At 65.2% G+C, this 18,902-nt stretch carries 16 protein-coding genes; all 16 read right to left on the bottom strand.

The window, feature by feature from the left end:
- Positions 1–17 precede the first annotated feature (17 nt).
- Positions 18–1,703 carry a cell division protein FtsZ gene (gene ftsZ / locus NSO95_RS13305; protein WP_257596780.1) on the bottom strand — a complete coding sequence of 562 codons (1,686 nt, stop codon included), beginning with the start codon at positions 1,701–1,703 and terminating at the stop codon, positions 18–20.
- A 123-nt stretch (positions 1,704–1,826) separates the two neighbouring features.
- Positions 1,827–3,110 carry a cell division protein FtsA gene (ftsA, locus tag NSO95_RS13300; RefSeq protein ID WP_257596779.1) on the bottom strand — a complete coding sequence of 428 codons (1,284 nt, stop codon included), beginning with the start codon at positions 3,108–3,110 and terminating at the stop codon, positions 1,827–1,829.
- Positions 3,110–4,015: a cell division protein FtsQ/DivIB gene (locus tag NSO95_RS13295; protein ID WP_257596778.1), complete on the bottom strand. Its 906-nt coding sequence runs from the start codon at positions 4,013–4,015 to the stop codon at positions 3,110–3,112. The genes ftsA and NSO95_RS13295 overlap by 1 nt, the downstream gene beginning before the upstream one ends.
- A complete protein-coding gene (locus NSO95_RS13290; RefSeq protein WP_257596777.1) occupies positions 3,996–4,979 on the bottom strand; it encodes a D-alanine--D-alanine ligase in 984 nt (327 codons plus the stop codon). Before NSO95_RS13290 ends, NSO95_RS13295 begins: the two co-directional genes overlap by 20 nt.
- Positions 4,976–5,953 carry a UDP-N-acetylmuramate dehydrogenase gene (gene murB / locus NSO95_RS13285; RefSeq protein ID WP_257596776.1) on the bottom strand — a complete coding sequence of 326 codons (978 nt, stop codon included), beginning with the start codon at positions 5,951–5,953 and terminating at the stop codon, positions 4,976–4,978. Before murB ends, NSO95_RS13290 begins: the two co-directional genes overlap by 4 nt.
- On the bottom strand, positions 5,950–7,359 hold the full coding sequence (gene murC / locus NSO95_RS13280) for a UDP-N-acetylmuramate--L-alanine ligase (protein WP_257596775.1): 1,410 nt from the start codon (positions 7,357–7,359) through the stop codon (positions 5,950–5,952). The genes murB and murC overlap by 4 nt, the downstream gene beginning before the upstream one ends.
- Complete coding sequence (gene murG, locus NSO95_RS13275) at positions 7,356–8,528, bottom strand: undecaprenyldiphospho-muramoylpentapeptide beta-N-acetylglucosaminyltransferase (RefSeq protein ID WP_257596774.1); 1,173 nt, start codon at positions 8,526–8,528, stop codon at positions 7,356–7,358. Before murG ends, murC begins: the two co-directional genes overlap by 4 nt.
- A complete protein-coding gene (locus tag NSO95_RS13270) occupies positions 8,525–9,766 on the bottom strand; it encodes an FtsW/RodA/SpoVE family cell cycle protein (protein WP_257596773.1) in 1,242 nt (413 codons plus the stop codon). The genes murG and NSO95_RS13270 overlap by 4 nt, the downstream gene beginning before the upstream one ends.
- Positions 9,763–11,118, bottom strand: a complete 1,356-nt coding sequence (gene murD, locus NSO95_RS13265; protein ID WP_257596772.1) for a UDP-N-acetylmuramoyl-L-alanine--D-glutamate ligase — start codon at positions 11,116–11,118, stop codon at positions 9,763–9,765. The genes NSO95_RS13270 and murD overlap by 4 nt, the downstream gene beginning before the upstream one ends.
- Positions 11,115–12,185 (bottom strand): phospho-N-acetylmuramoyl-pentapeptide-transferase, encoded by a 1,071-nt coding sequence (mraY, locus tag NSO95_RS13260; protein WP_257596771.1) that lies wholly within the window; start codon positions 12,183–12,185, stop codon positions 11,115–11,117. Before mraY ends, murD begins: the two co-directional genes overlap by 4 nt.
- Entirely contained in the window at positions 12,186–13,667 is a 1,482-nt protein-coding gene (locus NSO95_RS13255) for a UDP-N-acetylmuramoyl-tripeptide--D-alanyl-D-alanine ligase (RefSeq protein ID WP_257596770.1), read from the bottom strand. It abuts the gene before it with no gap.
- Positions 13,664–15,151 (bottom strand): UDP-N-acetylmuramoyl-L-alanyl-D-glutamate--2,6-diaminopimelate ligase, encoded by a 1,488-nt coding sequence (locus tag NSO95_RS13250; protein WP_257596769.1) that lies wholly within the window; start codon positions 15,149–15,151, stop codon positions 13,664–13,666. The genes NSO95_RS13255 and NSO95_RS13250 overlap by 4 nt, the downstream gene beginning before the upstream one ends.
- A complete protein-coding gene (locus tag NSO95_RS13245; RefSeq protein WP_257596768.1) occupies positions 15,151–16,869 on the bottom strand; it encodes a peptidoglycan D,D-transpeptidase FtsI family protein in 1,719 nt (572 codons plus the stop codon). Before NSO95_RS13245 ends, NSO95_RS13250 begins: the two co-directional genes overlap by 1 nt.
- Complete coding sequence (locus NSO95_RS13240) at positions 16,866–17,393, bottom strand: hypothetical protein (RefSeq protein WP_257596767.1); 528 nt, start codon at positions 17,391–17,393, stop codon at positions 16,866–16,868. The genes NSO95_RS13245 and NSO95_RS13240 overlap by 4 nt, the downstream gene beginning before the upstream one ends.
- Positions 17,390–18,328, bottom strand: coding sequence for a 16S rRNA (cytosine(1402)-N(4))-methyltransferase RsmH (gene rsmH / locus NSO95_RS13235; RefSeq protein ID WP_257596766.1), 939 nt, complete (start codon positions 18,326–18,328; stop codon positions 17,390–17,392). Before rsmH ends, NSO95_RS13240 begins: the two co-directional genes overlap by 4 nt.
- Positions 18,325–18,819: a division/cell wall cluster transcriptional repressor MraZ gene (locus NSO95_RS13230; protein WP_257596765.1), complete on the bottom strand. Its 495-nt coding sequence runs from the start codon at positions 18,817–18,819 to the stop codon at positions 18,325–18,327. Before NSO95_RS13230 ends, rsmH begins: the two co-directional genes overlap by 4 nt.
- Between the last annotated feature and the right edge of the window lie 83 nt (positions 18,820–18,902).

Raw genomic sequence — 18,902 nt, 5'->3', positions numbered from 1 at the left:
GAACCGGCTGTCGCAGTTTACTGGTTGTTCTGGCGCCCAAGGAAACGCGGAATGTTGAGCGAGGAAGAGCCTTCACCTTCACTTTCACCCTCGCCTACGTCCTCATCTTCTTCCTTGTCATCCGACGACCCGCGAGACAGATTTGCCATGCGTTCGAAGAGCGTGCTTCCGGCGCTGGATTCACCGCCTGAAATCAAGCCTCTGCGGCGGCCGCCACCGGTCTTCACCTGCAAGGGTTGATCGTCCTCTACCAAACGGTCTGCGTCCGCCAGCAGCTTGTCGTCACCATCGATATCGCCGCCGACTTCTGCGCCTTCCAAACCGAGATCGAGCGGTTCGGCATTCTGCCGACTGCCGTCACCGACATCGCCCCAATCGTCCTCATCGGATTCGTGTTCGTCACCGGCAGGGGTCGATGAAGGCGCCGCATCGTCCAACGCGCCCTCGCCGCCTGCTTCTTGCGGTTCGTATGGGTCGGGCACTTCGTTTCGCATACCGGCAAGGGGATCGACGATGCCGTCGACATCATCATCCTCGTACTCGTCCTCGAAATCCTCGTCGGCTCCGGCCACCTGGTAGCCGCCGAGCGACATCGGCGGGTCTTCTGCCGCGCTCGCCTCGTTTGCGATGTCGTCGAATTCGTCTTCTTCGGGCAGTTCCAGCACCGGCCGCTTGGGCGCGCGATTGGCACCAAGCGACAGAGAGTGCCTGTCGCCGGAGGCATCGACCATTCCGCTAGCAGGCTCGATCCCGGTCGCCACGACCGAGACACGGATCTTGCCCTGTAGATCGGGATTGAACGCCGACCCCCAAATGATGTTCGCATCTTCGTCGACCAGCTCGCGGATATGGTTCGCCGCTTCGTCGACTTCGAGCAGCTTCATGTCATCGCCGCCGATGATCGAGATGATGACGCCCTTCGCACCCTGCATCGACACACCGTCGAGCAGCGGGTTGGCAATCGCGCGCTCGGCGGCTTCGAGCGCGCGGTTCTCGCCCTCGCCTTCGCCCGTGCCCATCATCGCCTTGCCCATTTCCTCCATCACCGATTTCACATCGGCAAAGTCGAGATTGATGAGGCCTGGCATCACCATCAGGTCGGTGATCGAGCGGACGCCCTGCTGCAGCACTTCGTCGGCCAACTGAAACGCTTCCTTGAAGGTCGTTTCCGCCTTTGCCACCAGGAACAGGTTCTGGTTGGGAATGACGATCAGCGTGTCGACATAGCGCTGAAGCTCTTCGATTCCGGCCTCGGCCGCTCGCATGCGACGCGTGCCCTCGAACAGGAACGGCTTGGTCACCACGCCCACGGTCAGCACGCCCTTGCGGCGCGCGGCCTCTGCGATGACCGGGGCTGCGCCGGTGCCGGTGCCGCCGCCCATCCCGGCGGCAATGAAGCACATGTTCACGCCTTCGAGCAGGTTTTCGATGTCCTGCACGGTTTCCTCGGCAGCAGCCTTGCCGACTTCGGGCCGTGCGCCGGCACCGAGGCCGCCGGTGATATCGGGCCCCAGCTGGATCCGCGTATCTGCCACTGCATTGTTCAGCGCCTGCGCATCGGTGTTCGCAACTACGAACTCGACGCCTTCGATATCGGCCGCGATCATGTTGGCAATCGCATTGCCGCCCGCACCCCCGACACCGATAACGGTAATCCTGGGCCGAAGCTCATCCGTGGCGGGCGGTCCGATGTTGATGCTCATTGCGTGTCCCTTCGGGAGCAGATGCTAAAAAAATTCGACTGGCGATTAGTCTGACACAAACCGGATTGGGCGGGCATAGCAGAGAATCGCTTATCCACAGTGGTTAACGCTATATGGCTCACGTCAGAAATACTCTCGCGCCGCACGAACGAGCCTCGAAACGAGCGCCATCCCGCTCAGCTTGACCGTGGTCGTATAACGAGGGTCGATCGTGCGGATATCGACCGGGTCGTCTGCTGCGTAGAGACACAGGCCGGCCAGTGTCGCAAAGCCCGGCGTTGCATGCGCCTCGGGCAAGCCGCGCAGCGCAGGTGGCTTGCCGATGCGGACCGGGCGCCCGAGCGCGCTTTGGGCATACTCGGCGAGACCGGCCAATTCTGCACCGCCGCCAGTCAACACGACCTGGCTTCCACGAGAGCCGGAAAATCCCATCTCCCTCAACGCCTTGCCGATCTCATCGGTCAGCTTCGCAAGGTTCTGTGTCACCACAGAGACCAATTCCGCGCGCGGGATACGGTTCTTGTCATCTGCACCGCGTGCCGTGGAGCCGGATTCACCGCTTTCCCCCGGACCATAGACCGGGATCATTTCGCGGTGGTCGGTTGGACTGGCGATGGCGGAACCGGAGACGCATTTGAGCCGCTCGGCCTGGAACCGGCGGATGCCGAAGGCCGAGGCAACCGCGTCGGTGATGTCGGTCGACCCGAGCGGGATTGCCTTCAATCCCAGCAGCATACCGGCGGCATAGACCGAAACATTGGTCACATCGCCCCCGATCTCCACCAGCGCGGTGCCCAGTTCGCGCTCTTCAGGCGTCAGGCAGGCATGGCCCGCTGCGATGGGTGCGGCGACAACGCTTTCGACCTCGAGATGGGCGTTCTGGACCGCCTCGATCAGGTTCCGCACCGGCGCCCCGTCAGCCAGCATGACATGGACATCCACCCCCAACCGCTCGGCGTGCAACCCCTTTGGATTCGCGACACCGTGCGCTCCGTCGAGCGTATAGTGAGCAGGTTGCGCATGGAGCACCATTCGCCCGTCGGGCTGGATATTGTCGCGCGCCACGAGGAGCAATTGCTCGATATCCTCTTCCTCGATCCGCCGACCGCCGATGTCGATCTCGACCTTGGCAATCTGGCTCGCGAGGCCTGCGCCCGAACAGCCGACCCAGACGCTCGAAACGCTGGTCCCGGCGTTCTTTTCCGCCCGCTCGACCGCATCGCGGATTGCGTAGGTTGCCGCCGCCATGTCGGTCACATATCCACGCTTGATGCCTTGGCTTTGCCGGTGGCCCGAGCCGAGCACGATCATCTCGCCGGTCTCGGACAGGCCCATGACCATGGCAGAGATGCGGAACGAGCCGACGTTGACCGCTCCGAAGACCTTGGTGATGCGCGGCAGGGCCATCATTCGTCTCCCGCTGCGAGCGTCTGCTGCGTACGGCCCGGAATGCGCAAATGCACCCGGCCCGGTACCCGCATGTCGAAATGCGCCACCTTGCCGCCGAGCAGCCGGTTGCGCCCGTCGAGCGTGGCGAAGGCCACCAGCGCGTTGGCGGCCTCTTTCTCGCCCTGCGGCAGCGCGAGCACCTGGTCGGTGTTGAAGGTGAGGTTCCAGCGGCGATTGCCCAGCCATTCGGCCTCGGTCACCTGCGGCTTGATCGCGGGCGCTGTGTCGAGCAGTTCTGTCAGCGCGGCAACCTGCTTGCCGGCACCCGGACCCGAAACCACCAGCATGCCCTTGGCGTTGGCGTCGCTGATCGGTTCGAGCTCGACCCCCTCGGGATCGATCAGCACCAGCCGGTCGGCCTTGCGCAGCGCGGCGTGCGGCGTGCGTTCGACGATATCAACCACCAGCGTATCGGGCAGCTGGCGCGAAACGCGGGCATCCTTGACCCAGCTCAGCTCGAGCAGGCGGTTGCGCAGCAGGTCGAGATCGACCGAGGTCATCGGGGTCTCATGCTCGCTCAGCACCTGCTCGTAGACCTTGAGCTCGTTCATCCGTTCGACCCCGGTGACCTGCACCCGGCGCACCTCGAACCCGGCATCGGACGACAGCATGGCGATCTGCTGGCTGGCCATTGCCGGCACGCCCGCGAGGCTGGCGACGAACCATGCCAGCGCCGCCGCCCCGCCGAGGATGATCGCAAGGAAAATCCGGTGCAGTTGCTCTTCGGTGAAGGGCAGGATCGCCATCGCGGAATCGAGCGCCGATCCGGTTTTTGCCCGGGCGCGGCGCGCAGTGTCCGCGCGGCTGCGCGCGGCGGTCGAGCGGCGAACGCCCTGCTGCGCCTTACGCTTGACGGTCGCCATTGTCCCCTCCCTTCGCTTGATGGGTCCGCAGCGCCTCGGCGACGATCGCTTCGACCAGGTCGCCGTAGTCCATGCCGCAATACCGCGCCTGTTCGGGCACGAGGCTGAGCGGCGTCATGCCCGGCTGAGTGTTGGTTTCGAGCACGAACAGGCCGTCCTCGCCCTGCTCGTCATCCCAGCGGAAATCGGTCCGGCTGGTGCCCTTGCAGCCCAGCGCCTTGTGCGCGCGCACGGCATATTCGAGGCACAACGCAGTGATATTGTCCGGCAGATCGGCGGGGCAGACGTGCTCGGTCATCCCCTCGGTATACTTCGCATCGAAATCGTAGAACCCCGACTTCGGGACCAGTTCTGTCACCGCCAGCGCGCGCGGGCCCTCCGGCCCGTCGATCACCGCCGTCGTGAGCTCGCGCCCGCGGATATAGGGTTCGGCGAGCAGCTCGGGAAATTCCTGCCACGGTCCTGTCGCATCGCGCGCGATCGGATTGCCGTAATTGCCGTCCGCAGTCACGATGGCGACACCGACCGAGGAGCCCTCATTCACCGGCTTCAAGACATAGGGGCGCGGCAGCGGGTCGCGTTCGTACAACTCCGCGCTCCGCACGATCCGCCCGCCGGGCATCGGAATGCCCTTGGGCACCAGCGCCTGCTTGGTCAGCTCTTTGTCGATCGCGATGACCGAGGTGGCGAGGCCCGAATGGGTATAGGGCACGCCCATCAGGTCAAGCATGCCCTGCACCGTGCCATCCTCGCCCGGCACACCGTGCAGCGCATTGAACACGACGTCGGGGGCGGCCTCGGCGATGCGCGCGGCGACCTGCCGGTCCATATCGATCCGGGTGACCCGATGGCCCCGGCTTTCGAGTGCATCGGCCACGCCGTTGCCGCTCATCAGCGAAACCGGGCGCTCGTTTGCCCAGCCGCCCATCAGCACTGCGACATGGAGTTTGCGATCGAGCGTCATGGCCGGCCCACCCGCTGGATTTCCCATTCGAGCTGGACCCCGCAATGCGCGTAGACGCGGCGCTTCACTTCTTCACCCAGCCCTTCGATGTCGGCACTGGTCGCAGTGCCGGTGTTGATCAGGAAATTGGTGTGCTTCTCGCTCACCTGCGCGCCGCCGATGGTGAGGCCGCGGCACCCGGCGGCATCGACAAGCTGCCAAGCCTTGTGGCCTTCAGGGTTCTTGAAGGTCGAGCCGCCCGTCTTCGTGCGGAGCGGCTGCGATTCCTCCCGCGCTTGCGCGATACGATCCATCTCCGCGCCGATGGCGGCGGGATCACCCGTGCGCCCCTGGAACCGCGCCGCGACCACCACGGCGCCTTCGGGCAAGGCCGAGTGGCGGTAGCTGTATTGCAGGTCCGCCGCCGAAAGGCGCACGAGCTCGCCGGACGCCAGCACCACGTCGCAGTCGACCAGCACGTCCGAAACTTCGCGGCCATAGGCCCCGCCGTTCATCCGCACGAAGCCGCCGACCGTACCGGGAATGCCGCGCAAGAATTCGAGCCCCGCAATCCCTGCATCGCGTGCGGAGGAGGAAACGAGGATGCCCGAGGCACCACCACCGCATTCGAGCAGGCAATCGCCCTTGTTGGCCACTTTCGAAAAGGCCTTGCCGAGCCGGATCACCACACCGGGTACGCCGCCATCGCGCACGATCAGGTTCGAGCCGAGGCCCAGCGCCATCACTGGCAGCTTGCCCTCCAACCGGTCGAGAAACAGGGTCAGATCGTCGAGGTCAGCCGGTTCGAACAACCAGTCGGCCGCGCCGCCCGTCTTGAACCACACCAGCTTTGCGAGCGGCGCATTGGCGGTCAGCTTGCCGCGCAGCCCGTGCGTAGACACCGGCGCACTGGTCGCTCCGTCGAGATCGACTTCGGCATCGGGCGCGCCGCCCTTGTCGTTCATCGCCCAATCGTCAGGCTGGTGCGTCGTCATGCCGCGCGCACCCGCTCGATGTCGCTTGCCAGGGCAGCGGCCCAACGGGTGATGTCGCCCGCACCGAGGCAGACCACCAGATCGCCCGCTTCGACTTCACCAGCCAGCCGCGCCGCCAGTTCCTCGCGGTCGGCTACCGTCGCAGCAGAGCGATGTCCGCGCGATTTCAGCCCTTCGACCAAAGCTTGCGAACTGACGCCATCGACCGGCTCTTCGCCTGCCGCATAGACCGGGGTGACGTAGACCGTGTCGGCATCGTTGAAGCAGTTCTGGAAATCGTCCATCAGATCGCCGAGGCGCGAATAGCGATGCGGCTGCATCACCGCGATAACCTTGCCATTGGCGCTTTCCCGCGCGGCAGAAAGCACCGCGCGGATTTCCACCGGGTGGTGCGCGTAATCGTCGATCACCGTCGCGCCGCCGACCTGCCCGACCCGCGTGAAACGCCGCCGCACGCCGCCGAAGCTGCCGAAGCCGGTGCGGATAACGTCGTCCGAGCAGCCCATCTCGATCGCGACTGCGATCGCCGCGAGCGCATTCTGCACGTTGTGGCGGCCCGGCATCGGCAGTTTCACGCCTTCGATCCGCCGGTCGTCCTCCCCGCGTTGGCGGACCACGACGTCGAACAGGTTTCCGCCATCCGAAGGTCGGACATCGACCCCGCAGATATCGGCTTGGAGGTTGAAGCCGTAGGTCACCACGCGCCGGTCGCGCACCTTGCCGATCACCGCCTGCACTTCGGGATGGTCGATGCACAGGATCGCCGCGCCGTAGAACGGGACGTTGTGGATGAACTCGACGAAGGCATCCTTCACCCCGTCGAAAGTGCCGTAGTGATCTAGATGCTCGGGATCGATATTGGTCACCACCGCGATGGTCCCGTCGAGCCGCAGGAAGCTGCCGTCGCTTTCGTCGGCTTCGACCACCATCCAGTCGCTGTCGCCCAGCCGCGCGTTCGAACCGTATTGTTCGATGATTCCGCCGTTGATCACGGTCGGGTCTATCCCGCCCGCATCGAGCAGGGCGGCGATCATGCTGGTGGTGGTGGTCTTGCCATGCGTGCCGGCAACCGCGACGGTGCTCTTGAGCCGCATCAGTTCGGCGAGCATCTCCGCCCTGCGGACCACGGGAATGCGGTTCTCGAGCGCGTGCGCAACTTCCGGATTGGTCCGCTTGACCGCAGTCGAGGTCACCACCACGGCCGCGCCCTCGACGTTCTCCTTGGCATGGCCGATGCGCACGGCGATGCCACGGCTGCGCAGGCGCTCGACCGTGGGGCTTTCGCTGATGTCGCTGCCCTGCACGGTGTAGCCGAGGTTGGCCATGACCTCGGCAATGCCCGACATGCCGATCCCGCCGATGCCGACGAAGTGGATCACCCCGATATCGGTGCCGACGCCCTTCATGCCGCCGCCCCCGATGGCGCGCCGACGATATCGCGGATCGGCTCGGTAGTGCGGATCACATCCATCAGCGTATCGCCGCCGAAGCTTTCGACCAGATCTGCGAGTTCTTTCGCCGCGTGCGGCCGGCCGCAGTTCCACGCGGCATGCGCCGCCGTGGCGAGCGACTGCGGGTTCTGCGCCATGGCCTGGATTTGCTTGGCGAGTTCCTTGGCGGTGAAGTTCTCCTGCCGGATCATCCGCGCGCCGCCCTTCTTGGCCATTTCGCGAGCGTTGGCCGCCTGGTGGTCGTCGGTGGCGATCGGCAGCGGGATGAGGATCGCGGGGCGTCCGACCGCGGTCAGTTCGGCGATCGTCGATGCCCCCGCCCGCCCGATGAACAGATGCGCATCGGCAAGGCGCGCGGCCATATCCTCGAAGTAAGTGCCCAGCTCGGCAGGAATATCGTGGTTGCGATAGCGCTCGCGCACCGCATCAAGATCTTCGGGGCGACACTGCTGGGTCACCTGCAGCCGCGAGCGCAGCGCGGGCTGGAGCATGGCGAGCCCGTCAGGGACAATCTCCGAGAGAACGCTCGCCCCTTGGCTGCCGCCGGTCACCAGCACGCGCAGCAAGCCGTCTTCGGTAAAGGCGGGGAACGGCTCTTCGCGAAGCTGCAGCACTTCGCCGCGCACCGGATTGCCGACCAGATGCACCTTGCCCGCATGCTTGGGCTTCAACCGCCGGATTTCGGGATAGGCGGTGGCGATCGCCTCGACCCGGCCGGCCATGAAGCGGTTGACGCGCCCCAGCACCGCGTTCTGTTCGTGCAGCACGCTGGGAATCGCGGCGGAGGTCGACGCCAGCAGCGCGGGCAGCGAGGGATAGCCGCCGAAACCGACCACCGCGCTCGGCTCGAAGCTTTCGAACAGCCGCAGCGCCATGTCGCGCCCCTGCCCGATCGCGCGCAGCCCCTTGATCCAGTTGAGCGGGTTCTTGCCGAAGCGCCCGGCGGGCAGGATATGCGCGGGGAGGAAATCGGGCTTGCCGGGAATGTTTGCGCCGCGCTCGTCGGTGATCAGCGCGACATGGTGTCCGCGCCGCTCGAGCTCTGTCGCCAGCGCAAAGGCCGGGATCAGGTGACCGCCGGTACCCCCGGCGGCGAGAACATAGTGGCGGTTGGCACCGCTCATGGACGGGTCCTTTCCTCGGCAATCAGCCTGTCCGACAGGATCGCGCGCAAGCCCGGTGTCTCGCGCGTCAGGAACGGGTTGCGCCGGGTAATGGCAATCAGCAATCCGACGCACAGGCATACCGCAATGGTCGAAGAGCCGCCATAGGAGACGAGCGGCAAGGTCATGCCTTTCGACGGGAATAGCTGCAGATTGACGAGGATGTTGATGAAGGCCTGCCCGGTGATCTGGGTGACGAGCCCTGCCCCCGCCAGCAGCACGAACAGGTTCTCCTCGTCCGCCAGTCGCACCAGCACCCGCACCACGATAGCGAGATAGAGCAGCACGATCACCGCGCACACCAGCAGGCCGAATTCCTCTCCGATGACCGAAAAAATGTAGTCGGTATGCGCTTCGGGCAGGTTCATCTTGCGCACGCCCAGCCACAGGCCGCTGCCGGTCCACCCCCCTGCGAGCAAGGTGCGCTCGGCGAGATCGACCTGGTCGAAGGCCGTGCCGCCGCCGAGGAAGGAATCGATCCGGTGGCGTGCGTTGTCGTAGAGGAAATAGGTCGCAGTCAGGGCCGCAATCCCCGTCCCCATCAGCACCGCAATCCGTTGAACGCTGACTCCTGCAATCAGGATCATGACGAACCACACCCCGCCGAACAGGATTGCTTCGCCGAGGTTGGGTTGCAGCATGAGGAGTGCGCCGATCAGGCCCATGATCCCGGTGACCATGGCGATGACCGGAAGGTTGGGGTCGCGCAAGCGCCAGGTGATGATCCATGCCAGCGCGATCGCGAAGCCCGGCTTGAGGAATTCGGACGGCTGAAACCGCATCCCGACCTCGATCCACCGCTTCGCCCCGTTGACCTCGTGACCGAGCACGGGGACGAGGAGCAGCGCAAACAACATCGCCGCCGCCAGCAGCACCCCGATCCGCCGGGCATTGTCGACCGTCAGCATCGATGCGCCGAACAGCACGAACAGGCCCACGAACTGCCAGCGCAGATGCGCCCAGTAAAAATAGAGTTCGGGCAACCGCACTTCGGCAGTAGAAAGCCGGTCGGCGCTGGCAGGCGAAGCAGCCGCCACTGCGGCGGTGCCGATCGCCATCAGGGCCAGCACCAGGAACAGCAGCACCCGATCGATCTCGCGCCACCAGATCTTGAGCTCGGCAGTACGGCTGCCGCGGAACCTGTCCGGATTGGCCGCCCGCTCGCCGGATCGCGGGATGTAGGGCTGGGTCGCGCTCATGCGGCAGATTTCCCTTCGAAGGGATGTTCGGCAGCAGGCTCCTCGCCCGTCAGCATGGCAACGATCTGCCGGAAGTGCTCGCCGCGCCGCTCATAGTCCTTGAACTGGTCGAAGCTGGCGCAGGCGGGCGAGAGCAGGACCACATCGCCCGGCACGACGTTGCGCATCGCGCGGCGCACGGCGGTGCAGATCATCTCGCTCCGGTCGACCGCTACCCGTCCTTCGAGCAGCTCGGCAAAACGCGGCCCGGCTTCGCCGATGGTGTAGGCCTGCTTGATATTGGCGAGATGTTCCTCGCATTTGCCCAACCCGTCTTCCTTGGGCAGCCCGCCGACGATCCAGTGGATGCGCGGATGCCCGTCGACCGGCGGATAGGCCGCGAGGGCAGGTGCGGTGCTATCGGTATTGGTCGCCTTGCTGTCGTTGATGAAAAGAACGCCATCATGTTCGGCGACGAATTCCATCCGGTGGGGGAGACCGATGAAGGTCCGAAGGGCTTTGCTTACGACTTCTTCGTGCACCCCGAGCCTCATCGCGACTTCGATCGCAACCAAGGCATTCTGCGCATTGTGGGGTCCCTGCAAACTCGGCCATTCCGGTTGCGCACCAAGCTTGGTCGGGTCGCGCGGTAAAACACCGTCTCTGCCGAACGGCCCCCAGATATCCGTTGGATCTTGCGGACTCAGTCGATCATCAGGCTCGATCCAGTAATGCATCTTTGTCTGCATCTCGAACAGCCGCTTCTTGCTCGCGGCATAAGCCTCGAAGCTATCATAGCGGTCCAGATGGTCGGGCGTGATGTTAAGCAGCACCGCGACATCGCAATCGAGGCTTTGGGTCAGGTCGATCTGGTAACTCGACAGTTCGAGCACATAGACACCACCTTCCGGCAGCGGGTCCTGTTCCATGATCGGAATGCCGATATTACCGCCCATCAGCGTCGGCACGCCCGCCTCTTTCAGGATATGGTGCACCAGCGCGGTTGTCGTGCTCTTGCCGTTGGTGCCGGTGATGCCGACGACCTTGTGCGGCGGCAGGTTCGCTCTCGCCTGCGCGAAAAGTTCGATATCGCCGATCACCGGCACACCGAATTGTGCCGCGTGCCCGACAATCGGGTGGGTGTTAAGCGGCACGCCGGGTGACACCACCACGCCATCGAAGCCGGTCAGATCGAGGTCGAGCGGATCGGCCAGCCTTGCGCGGCCTTCCAGCTTGTCGCGCGCGACATCCTGCCGGTCCCACGCCACGACCTCCGCCCCGCTGGCGAGCAGAGCTTCCGCCGCAGCGAGGCCCGAGCGGGCGAGGCCGAGGATGGCATAGCGCTTGCCGGCAAAGGCGGGCGAAGTGATCATCGCAGCTTCAGCGTCGAAAGGCCGATCAGCGCGAGCACGATCGAAACGATCCAGAAGCGGATGACGACGGTCGATTCCGCCCAGCCCTTCTGCTCGAAATGGTGGTGGATCGGGGCCATGCGGAAGATCCGCTTGCCGGTTCGTTTGAACCAGAAGACCTGAATGATGACCGAGGCGGTTTCAGCGACGAACAACCCGCCCACGATCAGCAGCACGATCTCGTGATGGCTCGCGACCGCGATCGCCCCGAGCGCGCCGCCGAGCGCGAGGCTGCCGGTGTCGCCCATGAACACCGCCGCGGGCGGGGCGTTGAACCACAGGAAGGCCAGACCGCCGCCCATGATCGCAGCGCAGAATATCGCCAGTTCGCCCGCCCCGGGGACATGGGGAATTCCGAGATAGGCCGAATAATCGACCCGGCCCGCCAGATAGGCGATGATCGCGAAGGTCCCGGCCGCAATCACCACCGGCATGGTCGCCAGCCCGTCGAGCCCGTCGGTCAGGTTCACCGCATTGCCGAAGCCGACGATCACCACCGCCGCGAAGACATAATAGAACGGCCCGAGCGGGACCGAAACGCCCGACAGGAAGGGAATATAGAGATTGGTATTGATCTGGCTGACGATCAAGTAACTCGCCACGCCCGCAACCGCGAATTCGAGCAGCAATCGCACCTTCGCCGAAACGCCCTTATGGCTGCGCTTGGTGACCTTGTCGTAATCGTCGAGGAAGCCGATGATCCCGAAGCCGACGGTCACCAGCACGCAGGCCCAGACGAAGGGATTGCGCGGGTCCATCCACAGCAGCATCGAGCTGGTCAGAGCGATCAGTATCATCAGCCCGCCCATCGTCGGCGTGCCGACCTTGGCGAGGTGGCTTTGCGGGCCGTCGGCGCGGATCGGCTGGCCCTTGCCCTGGCGCACACGCAACATGTTGATGAAGCGCGGGCCGATAATCAGTCCGATGATGAGCGCAGTCATCAGCGTCGCGCCCGAGCGGAAGGTCTGGTAGCGGACGAGGTTGAACAGACCTTCGAATTCCAGCCACTCGGCGATCAGATACAGCATTCAGTCGTCCCGGCCGGATTGTCGGCCTGTGAAGTGTGCAACCAGCCTGCCCAATCCGATCGAGTTGGAACCCTTCACCAGCACCGCATCGCCTGCGGTCAGCCCGAAGTCCTCCAGCGCGGCAATCGCCTCGGCAGGACCATCGCAATGCGCGAAGCTCAGGCCTCCGGCAAGCGCCCCTGCGCCGCCTTTCCCCAAGTGCCGTGCCAGCGCCCGCATCTCCTCGCCGACGAGGATTGCGTAGTCGACCTGCGCCTCGGCCAGCAGTTCGGCGAGCTGGGCATGGAATTTGGGTGCGAAATCACCCAATTCCTTCATGCTGCCGAGCACCGCGATGCGGCGGGTGGCAGGCGTATGTCCCAGTTGGCGCAGCGTTGCGCGCATCGAGGCGGGATTGGCGTTGTAGCTCTCGTCGATCAGCAGCGCCTTGCCGCCCGGCGCGGGAATCCGGTGACGCGCGCCGCGGCCCTTGAGCCCGCCCATCTCGGCCAGCGCAAGTCCGGCCGCACCCAGATCGCCGCCGACCGCCCGCACCGCCGCCATCACGGCGAGCGAGTTGGCGATCCAGTGCTCGCCCGGCTCGGCGACGGTGTAGCACACCCGGGTGTCGCCCATGTCCGCCGTGACCAGCGATCCGCCGTCGGCAGACGGGATCGTGTCGAGCAGCCGGACATCCGCCGCGCCATCTCGGCCGAAGGACACGACCCTCGCGCCAAGCGCCTGAGCCCGATCGCGCAATTGCCCAAAATATTCGCTATCCGCCGGGATGACCGCGATCCCGCCCGGTTCGAGCCCTGCGAAAATCTCGGCCTTTGCATCGGCGATCGCCTCCATGCTGCCGAGATTCTCGATATGCGCCGGCGCGATGGTGGTGATGACCGCCACGTTCGGCTTCACCTGCGTCGTCAGGCCGGAAATCTCGCCTGCATGGTTCATGCCCATCTCGAACACACCGAACCGGCTGCGTGCGGGCATCCGCGCCAGGCTGAGCGGCACCCCGACATGGTTGTTGTAGCTGCGCACCGAACGATGCGTCGCGCCGAAGCTGCACCGGTCGAGCGCGGCGAAGATCGCTTCCTTGACCCCGGTCTTGCCGACCGATCCCGTCACCCCGATCCGGATCGCCTTGCTGCGGGTCCGCGCGGCTGCTGCGAGCGCGTGGAGCGCGGCAGTAGTGTCCTCGACCAGCACATGCGGCCAGGGCACCGGGCGGTCGACGACGGCTGCGGCAGCGCCGTTTTCGAACGCCTTGTCGATAAAGCGGTGGCCGTCCATCGCCTCGCCCTTGAGCGCAAAAAACAGGTCGCCGTTGCGCACATCGCGGCTATCGATCTCGATCCCGGCGCACTGGAAATCCCCGCTCGCGGTGCCGCCGGTCGCCTCGGCGATCGCGGCGGAGGTCCACAGCGCCAGCGGCAGCGCGTCGCGTTGCGATGCCGGCCAGGCGCTCAGCGCCGGATGCGGAATGCGTACCGCGCTCATCGCATCGCAACCACGGCTTGGGCAGCGCATTCACGTGCGACTTCGACATCATTGAACGGAAAGACCCGCATGTTTTCCCCTGACCCGACGATCTGGCCTTGCTCGTGGCCCTTTCCGGCGATGAGGACGATGTCGTCGCTCGCTGCCGATGCGATGGCGTGGGCGATGGCTTCGCGCCGGTCGCCAATTTCGATGGCTTTGTCACTTGCTCCGGACAGGATTTCGCGGCGGATATCCCCGGCGTCCTCGCCGCGCGGATTGTCGTCGGTCACGATCACCACGTCGGCATGACGCGAGGCTGCTTCGCCCATCGGCGCGCGCTTGCCCGGGTCCCGGTCACCACCGGCGCCGAAGACACAGATCAGCCGGCCCTTCACATGCGGTCGCAGCGCAACGATCGCCGCTTCAAGCGCGTCCGGCGTATGCGCGTAATCGACATAGACCGGCGCACCGGACGGAGCGATCACCGCACGTTCGAGCCGGCCGCGAACTGGCTGCAGGCGCGAAACCGCGTCGAGCGTCTGCGCCGCATCGCCGCCGGTCGCGATCACCAGTCCGGCAGCAACCAGCGCATTCGCCGACTGGTACGCGCCGATCAGCGGCAGCTTGATGACCCTCTGCTGACCGGCGTGCTCCACCGTCAGTTCCTGGCCCAGCTGGGTCGGGGTATGGGCGAGCAGGCGGATGCCGTTACGGTCGTTCGCCCCCTGCTCACCCACCGTGAACACGCGCAGGTTCCGCTTCTGCGCATGTTCGATGGCCCGACCGGCCCACTCGCTATTGCCGGTCCAGACCACTGCCGTTGCGTCATCGGCAACCACCTCGTCTAACAGCCGTATCTTGGCCGCGAAGTAATCGTCCATGTCCGCATGATAATCGAGGTGATCGCGGCTGAGGTTGGTGAACCCTGCCGCCGCGACCGGTAGCCCCTCATTGCGATACTGGCTCAGCCCGTGGCTCGATGCCTCGTAGGCGAGGTGGCTCATGCCCTCGCGCGCCAGCCCGCTCACGTTGGCGAGGAAGGTCACGATGTCGGGCGTGGTAAGCCCGGTAGAGACGCTTTCCTCCGGTGTGGTCACGCCCAGCGTGCCGATGCTGGCTGCGCGGTGCCCCGCCATGCGCCACAGCTGGCGGGTCATCTCGACGGTGGAGGTCTTGCCATTGGTGCCGGTGACCGCGACGATGGTCTGCGGCACTGGCTTGAAGAACTGCGCGGCGAGCTGCGCGAAGGTCTTGCGCGGCTCGGCACTGGCGATGTGGATCGCCCCGTCGACGACCGCCTCGGGCCGCGCGACGATGGCGACCGCGCCTGCCTTGATCGCTGCGGGAATGAAGTCCTCGCCGTTGAACCGGCTGCCCTTGAAAGCGCCAAAGACGGTTCCTGGCGCGACCTTGCGGTTGTCGATCGCGAAGCCGGTGACTTGCGCGTCCCCACATTCCGGCAATTCGATATCCGCCGAAGCGGCAAGACCGGCGAGCCGCATCAATCTTCCCCCGGGACCATCGGACGAAGATCGCTGATATCGACGTCGCGCGTGTCGTCGGGCCTCACCCCGAGGAGCGGTCCGATCCGCGGCACCAGATTGCCGACGATTGGCGCGGCGTTCCAGGCGGCGGTGCGCTGGAACGAGCTGGCGGTCGTGCCCTGCGGTTCGTCGAGCATCGCGATGATGACGTAGCGCGGACGGTCCATCGGGAAAGCGGCGGCGAAGGTCGAGACCAGCGAGGTCTTCTTGTAGCCTGCGGAACCACCCGGCTTTTCCGCCGACCCGGTTTTCCCGCCGACGCGGAAGCCCTTGGCATCGGCGTTGCGCCCCGTGCCGTAGAGCGTGATCATGCGCAGCAATTGGCGCATCCGGCTGGAGGTAGAGGCCTTGAACACGCGGCGGCCTTTCGGGACTTCGTGTGCTTCCAGCTTGTGCAGCGTGGCCGGACGCCAGACTCCGCCGTTGACCATCGCGGCGTAGGCGCTGGCGAGGTGGAGCGGGGTCACTGCGATGCCATGGCCATAGCTGACGGTCATGTTGCGAATGCGCGGCCAGTCGTCGTGCCAGATCGGGAAGCCGCGTGCGGGCAGTTCGATATGCGGCCGTTCGTTCAGGCCGAGATCCATCCAGGTCCGCTGCAGCTTTTCGCCGCCCATCTGGTCGGCGATCCGCGCGGTGCCAGTATTCGACGAATGGATCAGGATTTCTGGCACGTTCAGAGATGCCCCAAGATCGTGGCTGTCCTTGATCGTGAAACCGCCGATCTTGATCGGGCTGACATCGTATCGCTTGCCGAAATCGCGCACGGACCCAGCATCGATCGCGGCGGCGACGGTAAGCGGCTTGAAGGTGGAACCCAGTTCGTAGACCTGGTTGGTCACCCGGTTGAACATGTTGCCCGCGCCTTCGGAATCGATCCGGTTGGGATCGAATTCGGGCAGCGAGGCAAGCGCCAGCACTTCACCGGTATCGACATCGAGAATGATACCCGCCGCACCCTTCGCATTGACCGCGAGCATGCCGCGGCGAAGTTCGTCCTCCAAGGCACCTTGCGCGCGCATATCGATCGACAACGCCACCGGTGTGTTGCGCAGGACCGGATCGTTGAGTCTGTCGTCCAGCACCTGCTCCATCCCGACCTTGCCCTTGCCGGCCGAATCGACGAAGCCGAGAATGTGCGCCCCCATCGAACCCTGGGGGTAGTGACGGTCGCTCTCGCGCGGAAGTTCAAGCGCAAGTTCGCCGATGTCCTGCACGCGGTTGGCATCTTCAGGCAACACGCGGCGGCGGATATATCCGCTGCGTCCCGAGGCCAGCATTTCGGCAATGTCGGCGACATCGATGTCGGGGAATATTGCCTTCAGCTCGGATGCGACTCGCTGGGGTGACTTTACCAACGGGTTCGACGCATCACCCATGGCATCGGGATTGTACCACAGCGCATAGGCCGGAAAGGCCCGGGCCAGCGGCACTCCGTTCCGGTCGGTGAGCTCCCCGCGCGGAGGCAGCAGAGCTTCCTCCAGCGAAGTCGAAGTGACCGCGCGATCGCTCACCCCGAAATAGCCGATCCGAATAACCGCGATCGCCGCTACAAAGGCGAAGATCATGGCGACCCATAATACGCGCAAACGCGCGGTGTCGAGCGAGGACTTCCGCAGCGAAACCAGCTGGACCCGCCCGCTGGATATCGCGGTGCTGACCGTCAGCGCGTTCATTGCGCCACCTCGGCGCTGGGCGACTTCAGCGGACTTTCGATAGCCAGCCGGTCGGACAGCGAGCGCTTCGCCGACAACGGCTTGCCGTGGGGGCGGTCGCCGTCGTCAGGCGAGGCGGCCTCGGGTGGTTTTCCGGTCAATGGCGAGACCATCGCAATGATCCCCTCATCCTCGCTTTCGACCGCCGTATGCGCGACACGGATCGGATCAGGGGCATCGATGCTGCGCGGTACGCTGAGCGAAGCAAGCTGGCGCTCGTTCTCGAGATACTGGTCGGCCTGCGGCGCAAGATAGCCGAACTCGAGCCGGTTCCAGTCCGCCAGCTGCTGCTGGTTGGCGCGCGATTCGAATTCGATCTCAAGCAGCGCCTTTTCGCGCTCGAGGGCAATGATCTCGCGCTCCGCGAGACGAACCTCGCTCTTCACCGCATTGACCCGAAAAGTAAGCAGGACGAAGCCCGCGACGCAAACGGTCAGCACCACGGCCCATCCGATCTGTCGCAAGCGGGATCCTGCCGCGATCATGCCGCCTGCCTCGCAGGCTCGGCGGTACGAATGGCTGAACGCAGGGTCGAGGACCGGGCGCGCGGATTGCGGGAAATCTCCGCTTCGGTCGGGCGAATGCCCTTCGATACACGCTTATAGACGGGCTTTGCTGCATCGACTTGCGGCAGGTGGCGCGAACCGCCAGCAACCGCCGAAGCATCGCGCAGGTAACGTTTGACGATCCGGTCTTCCAGGCTGTGGAAGCTGACCACGGCGAGGCGCCCACCTTCGCGCAGCAGGTGCTCGGCGGCGACGAGCCCCTCTTCGAGTTCGTCGAGTTCGCCGTTCACATGGATGCGAACCGCCTGAAAGCTGCGCGTTGCCGGATCCTTCGGCGCGCCGGCGCGGTAACCGAGCGCCTTGCGAACGACGCGCGCCAGGTCGCCGGTGGTCGAAAGCGGTCGGGCGGCAACGATCGCACGCGCGATGCGGCGGGACTGGCGCTCCTCGCCATAGCGATAGAGCACATCCGCGATGGCCGCCTCTTCGGCTGTGTTGAGGAAGTCGGCGGCGCTTTCGCCTTCCTGACTCATTCGCATGTCGAGCGGACCATCGCTGGAAAAGGCGAAACCGCGTTCGGTCTGGTCGAGCTGCATCGAGGAGACGCCGATGTCCATCGTCACGCCGTCGACCCGTGCGATGCCTGCTTCGGCAAGGCTGGCGACCATCTCGGAGAAGCGACGGGGATGGAGCACGAGGCGCGGGGGCTGCTCGTTCGTCTCGGGCCAGGTCCGGCCAGCGGCGATCGCGTCAGGGTCGCGGTCGAAGGCGTGCACGGTCGCGCCTGCGTCGAGCAGCGCACGCGTGTAGCCGCCGGCCCCGAAAGTTGCATCGACGATCACGTCGCCAGCCTGCGGATCGAGCGCGGCGATCACTTCGTCGAGGAGGACGGGGATATGCGGCGCGCCGGTCATTTCTTCTTCGACTCGTAGTCGGCGATCAGCGCATCGCACGCGGCCTTGGCGGCTTCCCATTCGTCACCCATCCGGCCGAGTTCGATCGGGTTCCAGATCGTGAAAAAGCGCCCGCCGCCGCGAAAGAAAAGCCCTCCATCTACATTACCGACCTTGGTCAGGAACGCGGGCATGACGAAGCGCCCGCTGTCGTCGAACGGCACCTTCTCGAAGCCGAACAGCTGCGAAGACCGCTCGTCATAGTCGAATTCGCGCCCTGCATTGAGTGCGGCATCGTACTCGCGGTCGAGTTGCTGCTGGAGTTCATCTTCGCGGTTGAGACCGAATCCGACGAGGCACTTCCATTTGGGGTGCTTGTCGAGGCACAGGACGCGGTTGCCGCCACTCGCCTCCTTCACCGCCTTGCGGAACAGCGGAGGCAGCGCGTAGCGGCTCTTTTCGCCTGCGGGCGAATAGGCCTGACCGCTGTAACTGACCCGCACTTCCGGCACTGTTCCCCGTTCCCCTCGACCGAACCTGCTCGCACACACGCCTTCCCCGCTGCCACCTGCGCAGCCGCGCGGGTGGCTAGCCT

It is taken from the genome of Parerythrobacter lacustris (assembly GCF_024626475.1).
In the GTDB taxonomy this organism is placed as follows: domain Bacteria; phylum Pseudomonadota; class Alphaproteobacteria; order Sphingomonadales; family Sphingomonadaceae; genus Parerythrobacter_A; species Parerythrobacter_A lacustris.
Note: the sequence above shows the minus strand (reverse complement) of the source record. Positions and strands in the feature narration are given on the sequence as shown.

What these genes read in the sequence shown, in the direction of transcription:
- murG (WP_257596774.1), bottom strand. Translation starts at nt 8,528, where the DNA reads ATGAGCGGTGCCAACCGCCACTATGTTCTCGCCGCCGGGGGTACCGGC.
- murD (WP_257596772.1), bottom strand. Translation starts at nt 11,118, where the DNA reads ATGATCACTTCGCCCGCCTTTGCCGGCAAGCGCTATGCCATCCTCGGC.
- NSO95_RS13255 (WP_257596770.1), bottom strand. Translation starts at nt 13,667, where the DNA reads ATGAGCGCGGTACGCATTCCGCATCCGGCGCTGAGCGCCTGGCCGGCA.
- NSO95_RS13250 (WP_257596769.1), bottom strand. Translation starts at nt 15,151, where the DNA reads ATGCGGCTCGCCGGTCTTGCCGCTTCGGCGGATATCGAATTGCCGGAA.
- NSO95_RS13245 (WP_257596768.1), bottom strand. Translation starts at nt 16,869, where the DNA reads ATGAACGCGCTGACGGTCAGCACCGCGATATCCAGCGGGCGGGTCCAG.
- NSO95_RS13295 (WP_257596778.1), bottom strand. Translation starts at nt 4,015, where the DNA reads ATGGCGACCGTCAAGCGTAAGGCGCAGCAGGGCGTTCGCCGCTCGACC.
- murB (WP_257596776.1), bottom strand. Translation starts at nt 5,953, where the DNA reads ATGACGACGCACCAGCCTGACGATTGGGCGATGAACGACAAGGGCGGC.
- ftsA (WP_257596779.1), bottom strand. Translation starts at nt 3,110, where the DNA reads ATGGCCCTGCCGCGCATCACCAAGGTCTTCGGAGCGGTCAACGTCGGC.
- mraY (WP_257596771.1), bottom strand. Translation starts at nt 12,185, where the DNA reads ATGCTGTATCTGATCGCCGAGTGGCTGGAATTCGAAGGTCTGTTCAAC.
- NSO95_RS13240 (WP_257596767.1), bottom strand. Translation starts at nt 17,393, where the DNA reads ATGATCGCGGCAGGATCCCGCTTGCGACAGATCGGATGGGCCGTGGTG.
- NSO95_RS13270 (WP_257596773.1), bottom strand. Translation starts at nt 9,766, where the DNA reads ATGAGCGCGACCCAGCCCTACATCCCGCGATCCGGCGAGCGGGCGGCC.
- rsmH (WP_257596766.1), bottom strand. Translation starts at nt 18,328, where the DNA reads ATGACCGGCGCGCCGCATATCCCCGTCCTCCTCGACGAAGTGATCGCC.
- murC (WP_257596775.1), bottom strand. Translation starts at nt 7,359, where the DNA reads ATGAAGGGCGTCGGCACCGATATCGGGGTGATCCACTTCGTCGGCATC.
- NSO95_RS13290 (WP_257596777.1), bottom strand. Translation starts at nt 4,979, where the DNA reads ATGACGCTCGATCGCAAACTCCATGTCGCAGTGCTGATGGGCGGCTGG.
- ftsZ (WP_257596780.1), bottom strand. Translation starts at nt 1,703, where the DNA reads ATGAGCATCAACATCGGACCGCCCGCCACGGATGAGCTTCGGCCCAGG.